The 15,136-nt window shown below is 68.3% G+C and carries 8 protein-coding genes; 6 read left to right on the forward strand and 2 right to left on the reverse strand.

All coding sequences use genetic code 11. From position 1 onward, the window contains the following. Window positions 1-6: 6 nt before the first annotated feature. From KF707C_RS12865 to tpx, 4 genes are all read left to right on the forward strand, one after another. Window positions 7-1,737, forward strand: coding sequence for an autotransporter assembly complex protein TamA (locus KF707C_RS12865; RefSeq protein ID WP_036991610.1), 1,731 nt, complete (start codon window positions 7-9; stop codon window positions 1,735-1,737). After that, on the forward strand, window positions 1,734-5,378 hold the full coding sequence (locus tag KF707C_RS12870; RefSeq protein WP_003449201.1) for a translocation/assembly module TamB domain-containing protein: 3,645 nt from the start codon (window positions 1,734-1,736) through the stop codon (window positions 5,376-5,378). The genes KF707C_RS12865 and KF707C_RS12870 overlap by 4 nt, the downstream gene beginning before the upstream one ends. A 234-nt stretch (window positions 5,379-5,612) precedes the next feature. Continuing rightward, window positions 5,613-6,977: an alanine/glycine:cation symporter family protein gene (locus tag KF707C_RS12875; RefSeq protein ID WP_003449200.1), complete on the forward strand. Its 1,365-nt coding sequence runs from the start codon at window positions 5,613-5,615 to the stop codon at window positions 6,975-6,977. A gap of 81 nt (window positions 6,978-7,058) precedes the next feature. After that, window positions 7,059-7,556 carry a thiol peroxidase gene (gene tpx / locus KF707C_RS12880; protein ID WP_003449197.1) on the forward strand — a complete coding sequence of 166 codons (498 nt, stop codon included), beginning with the start codon at window positions 7,059-7,061 and terminating at the stop codon, window positions 7,554-7,556. A 173-nt stretch (window positions 7,557-7,729) separates the two neighbouring features. On the opposite strand, the gene KF707C_RS12885 is transcribed toward tpx, so the two are convergent. Both KF707C_RS12885 and KF707C_RS12890 read right to left on the reverse strand, forming a co-directional pair. After that, on the reverse strand, window positions 7,730-9,058 hold the full coding sequence (locus KF707C_RS12885) for a TldD/PmbA family protein (RefSeq protein WP_003449196.1): 1,329 nt from the start codon (window positions 9,056-9,058) through the stop codon (window positions 7,730-7,732). Continuing rightward, a complete protein-coding gene (locus KF707C_RS12890) occupies window positions 9,058-10,491 on the reverse strand; it encodes a TldD/PmbA family protein (protein WP_003449193.1) in 1,434 nt (477 codons plus the stop codon). The genes KF707C_RS12885 and KF707C_RS12890 overlap by 1 nt, the downstream gene beginning before the upstream one ends. Window positions 10,492-10,659: 168 nt before the next feature. Here KF707C_RS12890 and KF707C_RS12895 point away from each other — a divergent pair, with 168 nt between their 5' ends. After that, window positions 10,660-11,943: an MdtA/MuxA family multidrug efflux RND transporter periplasmic adaptor subunit gene (locus KF707C_RS12895; RefSeq protein ID WP_003449192.1), complete on the forward strand. Its 1,284-nt coding sequence runs from the start codon at window positions 10,660-10,662 to the stop codon at window positions 11,941-11,943. Further along, window positions 11,940-15,032: an MdtB/MuxB family multidrug efflux RND transporter permease subunit gene (locus KF707C_RS12900; protein WP_003449189.1), complete on the forward strand. Its 3,093-nt coding sequence runs from the start codon at window positions 11,940-11,942 to the stop codon at window positions 15,030-15,032. Before KF707C_RS12895 ends, KF707C_RS12900 begins: the two co-directional genes overlap by 4 nt. The last annotated feature ends 104 nt before the right edge of the window (window positions 15,033-15,136 follow it).

Below are 15,136 nucleotides of genomic sequence, written 5' to 3' on the forward strand. Positions count from 1 at the left end.
CCGCGCATGAATTTCTGCCAAGGATTGCGCGGCCCGCTGTTGCTGGGCCTGCTCTGCACGATGAATCCGGCCCTGGCCAAGGCCACGCTGGATGTGAAGATCGAACCCGCCAATGGCGCGTTGAAGGCCAATATCGAGGCCTTCATCGGCTCCATCTCCGATCGCGACGAAGAAGCATTGCGACGCTTTCGCCGCTCCGCCCAGGAGCAGGCAAGCCAGGCCGCCCAGGCCCTGGGCTACTACCAGGCGGAGATCCGCAGCCGGGTGAAGGGCGGCAAGGACCCCGTATTGCTGGTGCGGGTGGTGCCCGGTGAGCCGGTGCGCCTGCGCAACGTGGCGGTGCGGATCGAGGGGGAGGCCAGTAGCCTGGGGGCGTTCCGGGTGCCACAGAGCAAGGCGCTCAGCCCGGGGGCGCAACTCAATCACGGTGCCTACGAGGACGCCAAGAAGCTGATCCAGAACCAGGGGCTGCGCTACGGCTTCTTCGACGGCCGCTTCACCCGGCAGCGCCTGGACATCGATCCCCGCGCCGGCGTTGCCGACATCGAGCTGGTCTACGACAGCGGGCCGCGCTACAGCCTCGGCGGCGTCAGCTTCGAGGGCGAGACCCCGTTCGACGCCGACCTCCTGTCGCGCTTGGTGCCTTTCCCGGCCAACACCCCCTACGACTCGGACGAGGTGGCCAAGCTGAGCCAGAACCTCCAGGCCAGCGGCTACTTCGAGGAAGTGCGGGTGGACGCCAGCCCGGTGAAGGGACAGGGCCGACTGATCCCCGTGAAGGTTCGACTGACACCCGCCAAACCGCGCACCCTGGGCCTTGGCGTCGGCTTCTCCACCGACGTCGGTCCGCGCGCCCGGGCCAACTGGACCCGGCACTGGATCAACGCCCAGGGTCATCGTCTCGGGGCCGAGACCGAGGTATCACCGGTGCGGCAGAGCCTTGGCACCTGGTACGAGATTCCCCTGGACCCGCCGCTGACCGACACCCTGCGCTTCACCTCCGGCGTGCAGCGGGAAAACCTGGTGGACGTCGACAGCCGTCGCGTCACCCTGGGTGGGCAGTGGCAATCGAAGCTGCCCGACGACTGGCAACGGGTGATCTCCCTGCGCTGGGAGCAGGAAACCTTCGACTACGGCGATGGCAGTGACGATGGCCGCAGCAGTTTCCTCATTCCCGGCATCAGTTATGGCGTGACCCGCAGCGACCACAAGCTGGACCCCAGCCAGGGCTATTCCCTGCAGTTCGATGTGCGCGGCGCCAAGGAGGGCATCCTGTCCGATACCGACTTCACCTATGCCAGCGTCATGGCCAAGGGGCTCTACACGCTTCCCGGTGGCCATCGGTTGCTGGGCCGGGTGCAGACCGGCGGCATCGCCACCACCGACTTCGAGGCGATTCCGCCCTCCCTGCGTTTCTTCGCCGGGGGTGACCAGAGCGTGCGCGGCTACGACTACCAGACCCTTTCGCCGGAGGACAACAACGGCAAGAAAGTGGGCGGTCGCTACCTGCTGGTGGGCAGCGCCGAGTACCAGTACCCCATCGCCGAGAAGTGGCGCCTGGCCGCCTTCGTCGATCGGGGCAACGCCATGGACTCCCTCAGCGCCGCGATGAAGACCGGTGCGGGCCTGGGGGTTCGCTGGGTGTCGCCGGTGGGGCCGATCCGCCTCGACCTGGCCAAGGCCCTCGATGATCCGGGAGGCTTCCGCATCCACTTCTCCATGGGGCCGGAACTGTGAGGCGCTCACTGAAGATCGGCCTGTCGGGCCTGGCGGTCGTCCTGGCCGCCCTGCTGGCGGTGCCTGCCGTCCTGCTGTTCACCGAAGCGGGTGGGCGTTGGGCGTTGCGGCAGGTTCCCGGTCTGCAACTGGAAGGCTTCAGCGGCCATCTGGGTGGGCGTTGGCGTGCCGAGCGGCTGGCCTGGCGGCAGGATGGCACCCGCCTCGAACTGGAGGCGCCACTGCTGGACTGGTCGCCCGCCTGCCTGCTGCGACGGACCCTGTGCATCGACGAGCTTGCCAGCGAACGCATTCGCCTCGACCTGCCTCCGTCCACCTCGGACGAGGAGGGTGCCCCTTTCCGCCTGCCGGAACTCCGGTTGCCCCTGGCGTTACAGATCGGCCAGGTGCGGGTCGGCCGTTTCCTGCTGCAGGGTGACGACCAACTGCAGGAACTCGACCTGGTGGCGCGCTGGCAGGCCGACGGCCTGCATGTGGAGCGCCTCAGCCTGCGCCGCGACGACCTGGCCCTGGACCTCAGCGGCCACCTGCGGCCCGAGGGCGACTGGCCCCTGGCAGTACAGGGGACGCTGAAACTGCCGGCGCCGGGTGACACGCCCTGGGCGCTCACGCTGAAGGCGGCGGGCGATCTCCAGGGGCTGGTGCGCCTCGACGCCGACAGCCAGGGTTATCTCGACGGTCACCTGGACGGCGAGGTGCGCCCCCTCGCCCCACAGCTGCCGGCCAGCGCCACCCTGCGGGCCGACGGCTTCAAGGCCAGCCCCGACCTGCCCGACACCCTGACCCTTAACCAGCTGCAACTGACCGCCCGTGGCGATCTCCAGCAGGGCTACGCCGTGCAGGGCCAGGCCAACCTGCCGGGTGAGGGCGGCGCCCTGGCCTTGCGGCTCGACGGCCAGGTGGACGCGCGCGGTGCCGATATCCGCCAACTGCAACTCGATGGCGAGCCTCAGCAACTGCTGGCGGTGCAAGGCCGGGTGGACTGGCAGGACGCCCTGGCGGTGGACAGCCGTCTGCAATGGCGTGACTTCCCCTGGCAGCGACTGTTTCCCCAGGAATCGCCTCCGCCGGTGGCGCTGCACAGCCTCGAGGCCGAGTTCCGCTATGGCCGCGAACGCTACCAGGGCCGATTCGACGGACACTTCAGCGGGCCGGCGGGCGATTTCACCCTGGCCAGCCCGGTCGAGGGCGACCTGGGCAGCGTCAGCCTGCCGGACCTGTTGCTCAAGGCCGGGCAGGGCAAGGCCCAGGGCAAGGTACGCATCGACTTCGCCGAAGGCCTCGGCTGGGACAGCCAACTGGCCCTGAGCGACCTGGACCCGGCCTACTGGGTGGCCGAACTGCCCGGCCGCCTGGCGGGCCGGTTGCACTCCCGTGGCACCTGGCGCGACGAGCGCCTGGAACTGAATGCCGACCTCGACCTCAAGGGCACCTTGCGTGGCCAGCCGGCGCAGCTCCTGGCCAGGGCCGACGGGGCAGGCGAGCGCTGGAACCTGGGGATGCTGCAGGTTCGCCTGGGGGACAACCGCATCGAGGGACAGGGGCGACTGGAACAACGCCTCAGCGGCCATCTCGATCTCGCCCTCAACCGCGTCGGCCAGCTCTGGCCCGGAGTGTTCGGCCGGCTTGGCGGGCGTCTGGACCTCGCCGGCACCCTCCAGGCGCCCCAGGGCACCTTGCGCCTGGATGGCAGGCGGCTGGGGCAGGGCGACACCCGTATCAGGACGCTGGCGCTCCAGGCGCAGCTGGATGGCGCCCAGCGCGGCGGCCTGCGCCTCCAGGCCGATGGTCTGGCGTCCGGCGATACCCGCTTCGGCACCCTGCTGCTGGAGGGATCCGGGACCCAGGCCAGGCAGCAGCTCGAACTCAGCCTCGAGGGCGGGGTCCTGGCGCTGTCACTGGGGCTGGACGGTCAGCTCGACAAGGGCAACTGGCGCGGGCGACTGGCCCGGGGCGAGGTCCAGTCCCAGGGGCAGGACTGGAAACTGGCGGCGCCCGCGCGCCTGGAGCGCCTGGCGGACGGCCGCATCAACTTCGGCAGCCACTGCTGGCGCTCCGGTCCTGCCAGCCTCTGTGGCGGTGAGCAGCGGTTGATGCCGGAGCCGAGGCTGGACTATCGGCTGCGGGACTTCCCCCTGGCGAGCCTGGCGCACGCGCTGCCGGCCGACTTTGCCTGGCAGGGCACCCTCAACGGCGACCTCAGGCTGGACCTGCCGGCCAGCGGCCCCGATGGCCGTATCACCCTGGATGCCGGCAGTGGCACCTTGCGCCTGAAGGAAGACGACCGCTGGCTCGATTTCCCCTACCAGCGCCTGCTGCTCGACAGCACCCTGCGGCCCCAGCGGATCGATACCCAGCTCATCTTCGAGGGCCAGGGGCTCGGCCAGCTGCAACTGGATGCCCGCATCGACCCCCGCCCGGCCAGCAAGCCGCTGTCCGGCCAGTTCAGCCTGAGCGGCGTCGAGCTGGCGGTGCTGAGGCCGTTCCTGCCTGTGGTGGAGGAGTTGGCGGGACGCCTGGACGGGAGCGGGACCCTCAGCGGCACGCTCCAGGCGCCTTACGTGCTGGGCAACCTGCGCCTGCGCGAGGGGCGTATCGCGGGTGGCGACCTGCCCACCCCGTTCGAGGACCTCGGCCTCGACGCCCGAATTGCCGGGGAGAGCCTCGAGCTTTCCGGCCAATGGCGCGGTGGCGAGCAAGGCCGGGGCAGCCTGTCCGGCAACCTCGCCTGGGCCCAGGGCCTGGACGTGGACCTGGCCGTGCGAGGCAGCCGACTGCCGCTGGTGGTGGAGCCCTACGCCAACCTCGAGGTGGAACCCGACCTGCGCATCGGCCTGGCCGGGGAACGCCTGGCGGTGACCGGCAAGGTGCAGGTGCCCCGTGGCCGGATCAGGATTCGCGAACTGCCGCCCCAGGCGGTCAAGGTTTCGCCCGACGCCCGCATCCTGGGCCAGCCGGAAGAACAGCGGCAGGCCCTGCAGATGGCCATGGATGTCAGCGTCGAGGTGGGGCAGGATCGCCTGCGCTTCGCCGGGTTCGGCCTGACGGCGGACCTCCAGGGCCACCTGCAGGTAGGCGACAACCTCACCGGCAATGGCGAACTGGTCCTTCGGAACGGCCGTTACCGGGCCTACGGCCAGCGACTGGACCTGCGTCGGGCGCGGTTGCTCTTCGCCGGGCCGCTGGACCAGCCCTACCTGGACGTCGAAGCGGTGCGCAACGTCGGCGATGTCACCGCCGGGCTGCGCCTCAACGGACGGGCCGACGAGCCGACCACGGAAGTCTTCTCCACCCCGGCCATGAGCCAGGAGCAGGCGCTTTCCTACCTGATCCTCGGCCGTCCCCTGAACAGCGGTGGCGATGGCAATGCCGTGGGGCAGGCCGCCCTGGCGATGGGCCTGTCGGGCACCGCCTCGATGACCAGCGACCTGGCCCAGCGCCTTGGCCTGAAGGACCTGCAGCTGGATGAGGACGGCGCCCTGGGGCAGCTATCCGAGCGCCTGAGTTTCCGCTACGGCCTGGGCGTGGTGGACTCCACCAGCGTCGTGGCCCTGCGCTATGAGCTGACCAAACGGCTCTACCTGGAGGCCGCCAGCGGCCTGGCGAGCTCGCTCGATCTCTTCTACAAGCGCGACTTCTGACGTGGGAAAGGTGCTCGTCACCCTGGCGGATTTTTTCGTCGATCGTGCTAGCATCCGCGCCGCTGACTGCCGCGGGCTCTTGCGCAGCCCCCGTCAGTACGCCCATGCACCCCGATGGTCGTCGTCACCCGTCGTCCCCGGACATGGAACAATCCCGTCGCCTACCCGTGTCGGGATTCCCAAATCGGAGCCGGCTACCACTGGCTCCCTCGAACAAGAAGAAAGGAGCCTTCCATGGAATCCATCAATACCCTGGTGAACCAGATCAACGGCCTCGTCTGGGGCCCGCCGATGCTGGTAGCCATCCTCGGCACCGGCCTGTTCCTCATGGTCTTCCTGCGCTTCATGCCGCTGCTGCGCATCGGCACCGGCTTCCGCCTGCTCTGGCAGGGGCGCGCCAAGGGCGATGAAGAGAGCGGTGAGATCAGCCCCTTCCAGGCCCTGATGACCTGCCTTGCCGCCACCGTCGGCACCGGCAACATCGCGGGCGTCGCCACCGCCATCTTCCTCGGCGGCCCGGGCGCGCTGTTCTGGATGTGGTGCACCGCGCTGGTGGGCATGGCCACCAAGTACTCCGAAGTGGTCCTGGCGGTTCACTACCGCGAGAAGGACGCGCGCAAGGAACACGTCGGCGGACCGATGTACGCCATCAAGAACGGCCTGGGCAAGAAGTGGCTGTGGCTCGGTACCGCCTTCGCCATCTTCGGCGGCCTGGCGGGCTTCGGTATCGGCAACATGGTCCAGGTGAACAGCATGGCCCATGCCCTGGAGTCCACCTTCAATGTCCCGTTCTGGGTGACCGGCGTCGTCACCATGGTGGTCACCGGCCTGGTGATCCTCGGCGGCATCCGTCGCATCGGCAAGGTGGCCGAGGCCCTGGTGCCCTTCATGTGCGTGGCCTACATCATCGCGTCCATCGCCGTGCTCATCATCAACGTCGACGCCATTCCCGGCGCCTTCGAGCTGATCTTCACCCACGCCTTCAGCCCGGCTGCGGCCACTGGTGGTTTCGCCGGCGCGGCGGTGATGGCGGCCATCCGCTTCGGCGTGGCCCGTGGCATCTTCTCCAACGAGGCGGGCCTGGGCACCGCCGGTATCGCCCAGGCCGCCGGCACCACCAACAGCCCGGTGCGTTCGGGCCTGATCGGCATGCTCGGGACCTTCATCGACACCCTGATCATCTGCACCATGACCGGACTGGTGATCATCTGCTCCGGCGTCTGGACCAGTGGGCAGAGCGGTGCGGCCCTGTCCGCGGCGGCCTTCGAATCCGCCCTGCCGGGCTTCGGCGCCATCATCCTCAGCCTGGCCCTGGTGATCTTCGCTTACACCACCATCCTCGGCTGGAGCTACTACGGCGAGCGTTGCTGGGAGTTCCTGGTGGGCACCAAGGCCATCCTGCCGTTCCGTATCGTCTGGGTGCTGGCGATTCCCTTCGGTGCCGTCGCCCAGCTGGACTTCGCCTGGCTGGTGGCCGACACCCTGAATGGCCTGATGGCGCTGCCGAACCTGCTCTCGCTGCTGCTGCTGAGCCCCGTCGTGGTGAAGCTGACCCGCGAGTACTTCGCCAGGCAGTCCAGCGCGGTGGAAGCGTCCTGACCTTCGGGTCAGGACTTTTGCCTGCGACCGTGCTTAACTTGGCGTCTTCGTACAACCCCACCTGAAACAAGGACCCATGCAATGGCTCAAGTAACCCTCAAGGGCAATCCGATCAACGTCGACGGCCAGCTGCCGCAGAAGGGCCAGCAGGCCCCGGCGTTCAGCCTGGTCGGCGGTGACCTGTCCGACGTGACCCTGGCCAGCCTGAGCGGCAAGCGCAAGGTGCTGAACATCTTCCCGAGCATCGACACCCCGACCTGCGCCACCTCGGTGCGCAAGTTCAACGTCGAAGCCAGCAAGCTGCCGAACACCGTGGTGCTGTGCATTTCCGCCGACCTGCCGTTCGCCCAGAAGCGCTTCTGTGGCGCTGAAGGCCTGGACAACGTGGTGAACCTGTCCACCATGCGTGGCGCCAGCTTCCTCAAGGACTACGGTGTGGCCATCGCCAGCGGCCCGCTGGTGGGCGTCGCCGCCCGCGCCGTGGTGGTGCTGGACGAAAACGACAAGGTGCTGCACAGCGAGCTGGTGGGCGAGATCGCCGACGAGCCGGATTACGCGGCCGCCATCGCTGCCCTGTAAACAGCGGTTGTCATCGAAGAAGGGAGGCCAATGGCCTCCCTTCTTCGTTTAGCACCCCGGCTGCAGGAGCGAGCTCGCCATTCGCCGGCAAGCCGGCTCCTACGAAACCGGCACGATTGTAGGAGCGAGCTCGCTCGCGAACGGGGTCCTGACATTCGCCGGCGAGCCGGCTCCTACAGTGTCAGCTTCAGGCGGCCCACCAGGGCCCCAGGCACCAATGCCGACCAGGTCTGGCGCTCGCCGTAGGTGCTGTTGGAGAGGCGCAACTGGCGCTCGACGGTCAGGGCTTCCAGTCGATCCCCCAGCAGGCTGTAGAGGCTGTCGTCGAAGCGCATGGTGTCCACCGGCGCCCGGATGCGGCCGTCTTCCACCCAGAAGGTGGCGAAGCGGGTCATCCCGGTCATGCGGGCGGCGGGCAGGTCCGACCAGTTGAGGTACCAGAGGTTGCCGATGTAGAGGCCGGTTCCCAGGCGCTCCAGCACCTGGTCCAGGGGCAGGGTGCCGGCGGCCATCAGCAGCGATTGAGTGGCTTCGTTGGCGTCCGCGCAATTGGCGGCGAGGCCGTATTCACGGGCGCTGCGGGGATAGACCAGTTGGCCGGCGAAGCGGCCGGCGCGCACCAGTGGCACGTCGCTGCGGGGCGCGCCTTCCGGGCCGAAGGCCGGGGCCAGGGCGCCCGCCACCCGTTCGTCCAGATCCACCAGCGGACTGAACCGGGCGCTGCCGTCCTGCAGGCGTTGCAACGGGCTTTCCTTGTTGGCCAGTGCCCGCGCCGAGAAGCCGGTCCAGGAGAGCATGCCCAGCACCTCGTCCAGGGCCGCGGGCGCGAGGTAGGCGCGGTAGTCGCCGGGTTGCAGGGGGTGCGCCGGGCGGCCCAGGTACTCCAGTTGCTGGCGGGCGTCGGCGAGGCGGCTGGCGAATTCGGCGGAGTCCCAGCGAGACCCGGCGTAGTCGGCCTTCACCGCCTGGTGGTTGGCGTGGAACAGGCTCCAGTCGAAGTTGAAGCAGTGGGCCGTATGCCAGCCGAAGGCGCCGAAGCTGTTGGCGAAGCCCCGGTGCAGCGGTCCTGCGGCATAGATGCCGACGAGGTCGAGCCCGCGTGCCTCGGCGTCGATCTCCGCGAGCACCTGGCTGATGTCGGGGAGGTTGTTCTCATCCGTCGCGTGGCGCCGCCAGGGCGCGCGCTCCAGGTGCAGGTAGGGATCGACGGGCAACTGGTCGATCACCAGGCGCAATTGCATCAGGCCCTCGGCCAGCCGCTGGTGGTCGGTGTCCGCGTCGCCCGAGAGGCTCACGGCGGTCTCCGCGCTGCGATCATGACGAATCAGCCGGAGGCGCCCGGTGGCCTGGACCACATGGCCCGCCTGGCGTACCTGGGCGCGGTTGAAACGGATGAACTCGGACTCTTCGGCGCTGAACCAGAGGCTGAAGTCCTCGCCGGCCTGCAGGCTGGCACCCAGGCCTTCGGCCAGGGCGGTGAAGCGGGATTCTGCGTCTGCCATCACGGCTCTCCTCCAAAGACTTCCACCTGTCTGAATACGCAGGCCGGCGAGGCGTGTCCCACGCGGACCACCTGGTTGGGCTCACCCTTGCCGCAGTAGGGCGTGCCATGGACTTCGACGGTGCTGGCATCGCCCACGGCGACGAGGTTGCGCCAGAACTGCGCGGAAACACCCCGGTAGTTCGGATTCTTCACCACCGCCTTGAGTTCGCCGTTCTCGATCAGCCGGCCCCATTCGCAGCCGAACTGGAACTTGTTGCGGGCGTCGTCGATGGACCAGGAGCGGTTGGTGCTCATCAGCACGCCCCGCTCGATACCGCCGATCAACTGGTCCAGGGTCTGGTTGCCGGGTTCCAGGTTGAGGTTCGCCATGCGGTCGATGGGCGCGCGGTTCCAACCGCTGGCGCGGCTGTTGGCCACTCCGGGGAGCCCGCTGCGCCACTGGGACAGGGCGCCGCCCAGGGGCCGCAGCAGGCGACCCGCCTGGATCAGCATCTCCTTGCGTGCCGGCTGCCCGTCATCGTCGTGGCTGTAGCTGGCCAGTTCCTCGGGAATGCCGGGGTCGAAGCTGACATTCAGCAGGGGCGAGCCGTACTGGTAGCGGCCGAAATCTTCCAGGCCGATAAAGCTGGTGCCGGCGTAGTTGCGCTCATCGCCGAGGATGCGGTCCAGTTCCAGCGGGTGGCCGATGGACTCGTGGATCTGCAGCATCATCTGGTCCGGCATCAGCAGCAGGTCACGGGTGTCGCAGGGGGTGTTGGGGGCCGCCAGCAACCGCAGCGCCTCCTCGGCGATGCGTGGGGCGGCGCCGCGAAATCCCAGGCGGCCGAGCACCTCCATGCCGCCCTGCTGGCCGCTGCCGTAGCCGCCGAAGCTGCGGGTCTGGCTGTCATGGTCGTCGAAGGCCGTGACGCTGATGCCGGGATAGGTGAAGCGCAGGTCTTGCCATTGCTCGGCACCCGTGCTGCTGAGGTAGAGCTGCTCGACGCGCTGGCTGTCCAGGTAGAGGGTCCAGTTCACCAGGCGCGGATCGGCGGGGACGCTGGCGGATTCCTCCGCCAGCAGTTCGAAGCGCTCGGCCAGGCCGGGAAAGGCGCTGGATGCCTGGGGAGATTCGTATCGGGATCTTTCCTTGGGCGGCTGCAGCTGCGCCTGGTCCAGCAGTGTGTAGGCGGCGATTCGGGCCGCCATCGCCTCGGCCCTGGCCAGGGCTCGCTGGAGCCCGGCCACGCTCAGGTCGGCGGTGGCCGCGTAAGCCTCGATGCCGTTCAGGCGCACGCTGAGCATGGCGCCCTGGTCCAGCTCCAGCGCAGGGGGTTCCGCTACGCCACGGCGCAGCAGGGCCCGTTCCGTGCGCTGGCGGACGACGCGGAGGCTATGGAACTCGGCACAGGTGCCAAGGGCGGCGAAACGCTGCCGGATGGAATCGAACACGGAACTCTCCCTGGTCCGGTGGAGTCGTTGTGGGCGCCCACGGAAGACGCGGACGATCGGTAAGGATAGTTGGCCGCGTCAGCCCTAGGTAAATACCCGGTAAATTGACTTTGCCTTCTGCTTTCAACTGCTTATCGTTCACGCTCTCGCTTTCATCGACCAGAATCCATGTCCCCGAACACTCTGCAGAATCCGAAATCCCGTTCCCTGCGCAACTGGCTGCTGCTGGCCGTGGCGCTCGCCGCCCTGATCGCGCTGATCTGGTGGCTCTGGCCCGAGGCGGCTGGTAAATCCGCCCAGCAGGCGGGCAGGGGAGGGCCGGGGCGTCCCGGTTTCGGCGCCTTCTCCGGACCGGTGCCGGTGCGCGTGGCCCCCATCACCCAGGGCGACTTCCCCGTCTACCTCAAGGCCCTGGGCACCGTCACCGCGCTGAACACCGTGAACGTGCGCGGCCGCGTAGACGGCGAACTGGTGAAGCTCGAGTTCGAGGAAGGTCAGCAGGTGAAGGCCGGTGACCTCCTGGCGGTGATCGATCCGCGTCCCTATCAGGTCGCCCTGCAACAGGCCGAGGGCACCCTGGCGCAGAATCGCGCCCAGTTGAAGAACGCCGAGATCGACCTGGCGCGCTACCGCGGCCTCTATGCCGAGGACAGCATCGCCAAGCAGACCCTGGACACCCAGGAAGCCCTGGTGGCCCAGTACCGAGGCACGATCAAGACCAACGAGGCGGCGGTGGCCGAGGCCCGGCTGAACCTCGGCTTCACCCAGGTGCGAGCGCCCATTTCCGGGCGCCTGGGCCTGCGCCAGGTGGACCTGGGCAACCTGGTCAGCAGTGGCGACACCACGCCGCTGGTGGTGATCACCCAGACCCGGCCCATCAGCGTCGCCTTCACCCTGCCGGAGGGCCAGCTGCCCGCCGTGGTCAGTCGTTATCGGGCCGGCGAGACCCTCGTGGTGGAGGCCTGGGACCGTGACGAGAAGGTCAAGCAGGCGGAAGGCGTGCTGCAGAGCCTGGACAACCAGATCGACACCACCACCGGCACCCTCAAGCTCAAGGCCCGGTTCGCCAACCAGGACGAGACCCTGTTCCCCAACCAGTTCGTCAACGTGCGCTTGCGGGCCGAGTTGCTGTCCAACGCCGTGCTCATTCCCTCCGCCGCCGTGCAGTTCGGCAGCGAGGGCACCTTCGCCTACGTGATGGATGGCGAGAAGAAAGTCAGGGTGCGCAAGCTGGAGACCGGCCCCGACGACGGGCAGCGCACCGTGGTCCGCAGCGGCCTCGAACCCGGCGATCGCGTGGTGCTGGAAGGCACCGACCGCCTGCGCGACGGCGCTGAGGTGGAAGTGGTTCACGACGCCGAACAGATTCCCACCGCGCCCGCCGAGCAGTTGCAGGGCCAGCGTCCCGAGGGCCGTGAGCGGAACGCGGGCGAGAAGAAAGGCGGCGTATGAACCTCTCCCGCCTGTTCATCCTGCGGCCGGTCGCCACCACGCTGAGCATGCTGGCGATCCTGCTGGCCGGCCTGATCGCCTATCGCCTGCTACCGGTCTCGGCGCTGCCGGAGGTGGACTATCCCACCATCCGGGTGATGACCCTGTACCCCGGCGCCAGCCCGGATGTGATGACCAGCGCCGTGACCGCGCCGCTGGAACGCCAGTTCGGCCAGATGCCCGGCCTGACCCAGATGTCCTCCACCAGCTCCGGTGGTGCTTCGGTGATCACCCTGCGCTTCAGCCTGGAGGTGCAGCTCGACGTCGCCGAACAGGAAGTGCAGGCGGCGATCAACGCGGCCACCAACCTCCTGCCCAGCGACCTGCCGGCGCCGCCGGTCTACAACAAGGTCAACCCGGCCGACACGCCGGTGCTGTCGCTGGCCATCAGCTCGAAGACCCTGCCCTTGCCCCAGTTGCATAACCTGGTGGACACGCGCATGGCGCAGAAGCTCGCCCAGATCAGCGGCGTCGGCATGGTCAGCATCGCCGGCGGCCAGCGCCAGGCGGTGCGTATCCGGGTGAACCCCGAGGCATTGGCGGCGAACGGACTGAACCTGTCGGACGTGCGCAGCCTGGTCAGCGCCTCCAACGTCAACCAGCCCAAGGGCAACTTCGACGGCCCGACCCGGGTGTCCATGCTGGACGCCAACGACCAGCTCAAGTCCGCCGAGGAATACGCCAACCTCATCCTGGCCTACAACAATGGCGCGGCCCTGCGGCTGAAGGATGTCGCCAGCATCATCGACGGCGCCGAGAACGAGCGCCTGGCCGCCTGGGCCAACCGGAACGAGGCGGTCCTGCTGAACATCCAGCGCCAGCCCGGCGCCAACGTCATCGAGGTGGTGGACCGCATCCGCACGCTGCTGCCTTCCATCACCGCCAACCTGCCGGCGGGCCTGGACGTGGTGGTGCTCACCGACCGCACCCAGACCATCCGTGCCGCCATCACCGATGTGAAGCACGAGCTCTTCATCGCCATCGCCCTGGTGGTGATGGTCACCTTCCTGTTCCTGCGTCGCGTCAGCGCCACCGTCATCCCGTCCATCGCCGTTCCGCTGTCCCTGGTGGGCACCTTCGCGGTGATGTACCTGGCCGGCTTCTCCATCAACAACCTGACCCTGATGGCGCTGACCATCGCCACCGGCTTCGTGGTGGACGACGCCATCGTCATGCTGGAGAACATCGCCCGGCATCTGGAGGAGGGCGAGACGCCGCTGAACGCCGCACTCAAGGGCGCGAAGCAGATCGGCTTCACCCTGATTTCCCTGACCTTCTCGCTGATCGCCGTACTGATCCCGCTGCTGTTCATGGCGGACGTGGTCGGCCGGCTGTTCCGCGAGTTCGCCATCACCCTCGCTGTCGCCATCCTGATCTCCCTGGTGGTGTCCCTGACCCTGACGCCGATGATGTGCGCGCGCCTGCTCAAGCGTGAGACCCGGGAGGAGCAGGGCGGCTTCTACAAGGCCAGCGGCGCGGTCATCGACGGCATGATCGAGCGCTACGGGCGCGGCCTGACCTGGGTGCTGAAACACCAGGGCCTGACGCTGCTGGTGGCCCTCGGCACCCTGGCGCTGACCGTGGTGCTCTACCTCGCCGTGCCCAAGGGCTTCTTCCCCGTGCAGGACACCGGGGTGATCCAGGGCATCACCGAGGCGCCGCAGTCGGTTTCCTTCCGCGCCATGAGCGAGCGGCAGCAGCAGGTGGCCGCGCGGGTGCTGAAGGACCCGGCGGTGGAAAGCCTGAGCTCCTACATCGGCGTGGACGGCGACAACGCCACCCTCAACAGCGGGCGCATGCTGATCAACCTCAAGCCCCACGGCGAGCGCGACGTCACCGCCACCGAGGTGATCCAGCGGCTGCAGCCGGAACTGGACCGCCTCAGCGACATCCGCCTCTACCTGCAGCCGGTCCAGGACCTGACCATCGAGGACCGGGTCAGCCGCACCCAGTTCCAGTTCAGCCTGGAGTCGCCGGACGCCGACCTGCTCCACGCCTGGACGGTGAAGCTGGTGGACGCCCTGCGCCAGCAGCCGGAACTCTCCGATGTCGCCAGCGACCTGCAGGACAAGGGGCTGCAGGTCTTCCTGAACATCGACCGCGACGTGGCCGGCCGCCTCGGCGTGGAGATCTCCGCCATCACCGACGCGCTCTACGACGCCTTCGGCCAGCGGCAGATCTCCACCATCTTCACCCAGGCGAGCCAGTATCGCGTGGTGCTGGAGTCCAGCAACGGCGGCAGCATCGGCCCGGCCGCCCTGCAGCAGATCCACGTCGCCAACCGCGACGGCGTGCAGGTGCCACTGTCGAGCCTGTCCCGCGTGGAAGAACGCCAGGCGCAGTTGGCCATCAACCACATCGGCCAGTTCCCGGCGGTGACCCTGTCGTTCAACCTGGCGCCGGGCGTCGCCCTGGGCGAGGCGGTGGCGGTGATCGAGCGGGTGCAGCGGGAGATCGGCATGCCCGAAGGCGTGCAGACCCGTTTCCAGGGGGCGGCGGCGGCCTTCCAGGCGTCCCTGTCCAGCACCCTGCTGCTGATCCTGGCGGCGGTGGTGACCATGTACATCGTGCTGGGCGTGCTCTACGAGAGCTACATCCACCCGGTGACCATCCTTTCCACGTTGCCCTCGGCGGGTGTCGGCGCGCTGCTGGCGCTGCTGCTCACCGGCAACGACCTGGGCCTGATCGCCATCATCGGCATCATCCTGCTCATCGGCATCGTCAAGAAGAACGCCATCATGATGATCGACTTCGCCCTGGAGGCGGAGCGGCACCAGGGCATGAGCCCCGAGGCGGCCATCTACCAGGCGGCGCTGCTGCGCTTCCGGCCGATCCTGATGACCACCCTGGCGGCCCTGTTCGGCACCATCCCGCTGATGCTCGCCAGCGGTTCCGGCGCCGAGCTGCGCCAGCCCCTGGGCCTGGTAATGGTGGGCGGCCTGCTCCTGTCGCAGGTGCTGACGCTGTTCACCACGCCGGTGATCTACCTCGCCTTCGATCGTCTGTCGCGTCGCCTCACCGGTCGCAGCGCGGCGGGGGTGGAAGCCTGATGCGCAGACTGGATTCCGCACGGACCGGCTTTCCCGTGCCCCGCCTGGCATTCAGCCATGGCCTCCATCCCTCATCCGGCCCTTCGGGCCACCTTCTCCCTGAG

Source organism: Pseudomonas furukawaii (assembly GCF_002355475.1).
Classification (GTDB): domain Bacteria; phylum Pseudomonadota; class Gammaproteobacteria; order Pseudomonadales; family Pseudomonadaceae; genus Metapseudomonas; species Metapseudomonas furukawaii.

Bases quoted from the DNA above. Each gene is read 5' to 3' on its own strand.
- KF707C_RS12900 (WP_003449189.1), top strand. From the start codon at position 11,940: ATGAACCTCTCCCGCCTGTTCATCCTGCGGCCGGTCGCCACCACGCTG.
- KF707C_RS12875 (WP_003449200.1), top strand. From the start codon at position 5,613: ATGGAATCCATCAATACCCTGGTGAACCAGATCAACGGCCTCGTCTGG.
- KF707C_RS12885 (WP_003449196.1), bottom strand. From the start codon at position 9,058: ATGGCAGACGCAGAATCCCGCTTCACCGCCCTGGCCGAAGGCCTGGGT.
- KF707C_RS12865 (WP_036991610.1), top strand. From the start codon at position 7: ATGAATTTCTGCCAAGGATTGCGCGGCCCGCTGTTGCTGGGCCTGCTC.
- tpx (WP_003449197.1), top strand. From the start codon at position 7,059: ATGGCTCAAGTAACCCTCAAGGGCAATCCGATCAACGTCGACGGCCAG.
- KF707C_RS12895 (WP_003449192.1), top strand. From the start codon at position 10,660: ATGTCCCCGAACACTCTGCAGAATCCGAAATCCCGTTCCCTGCGCAAC.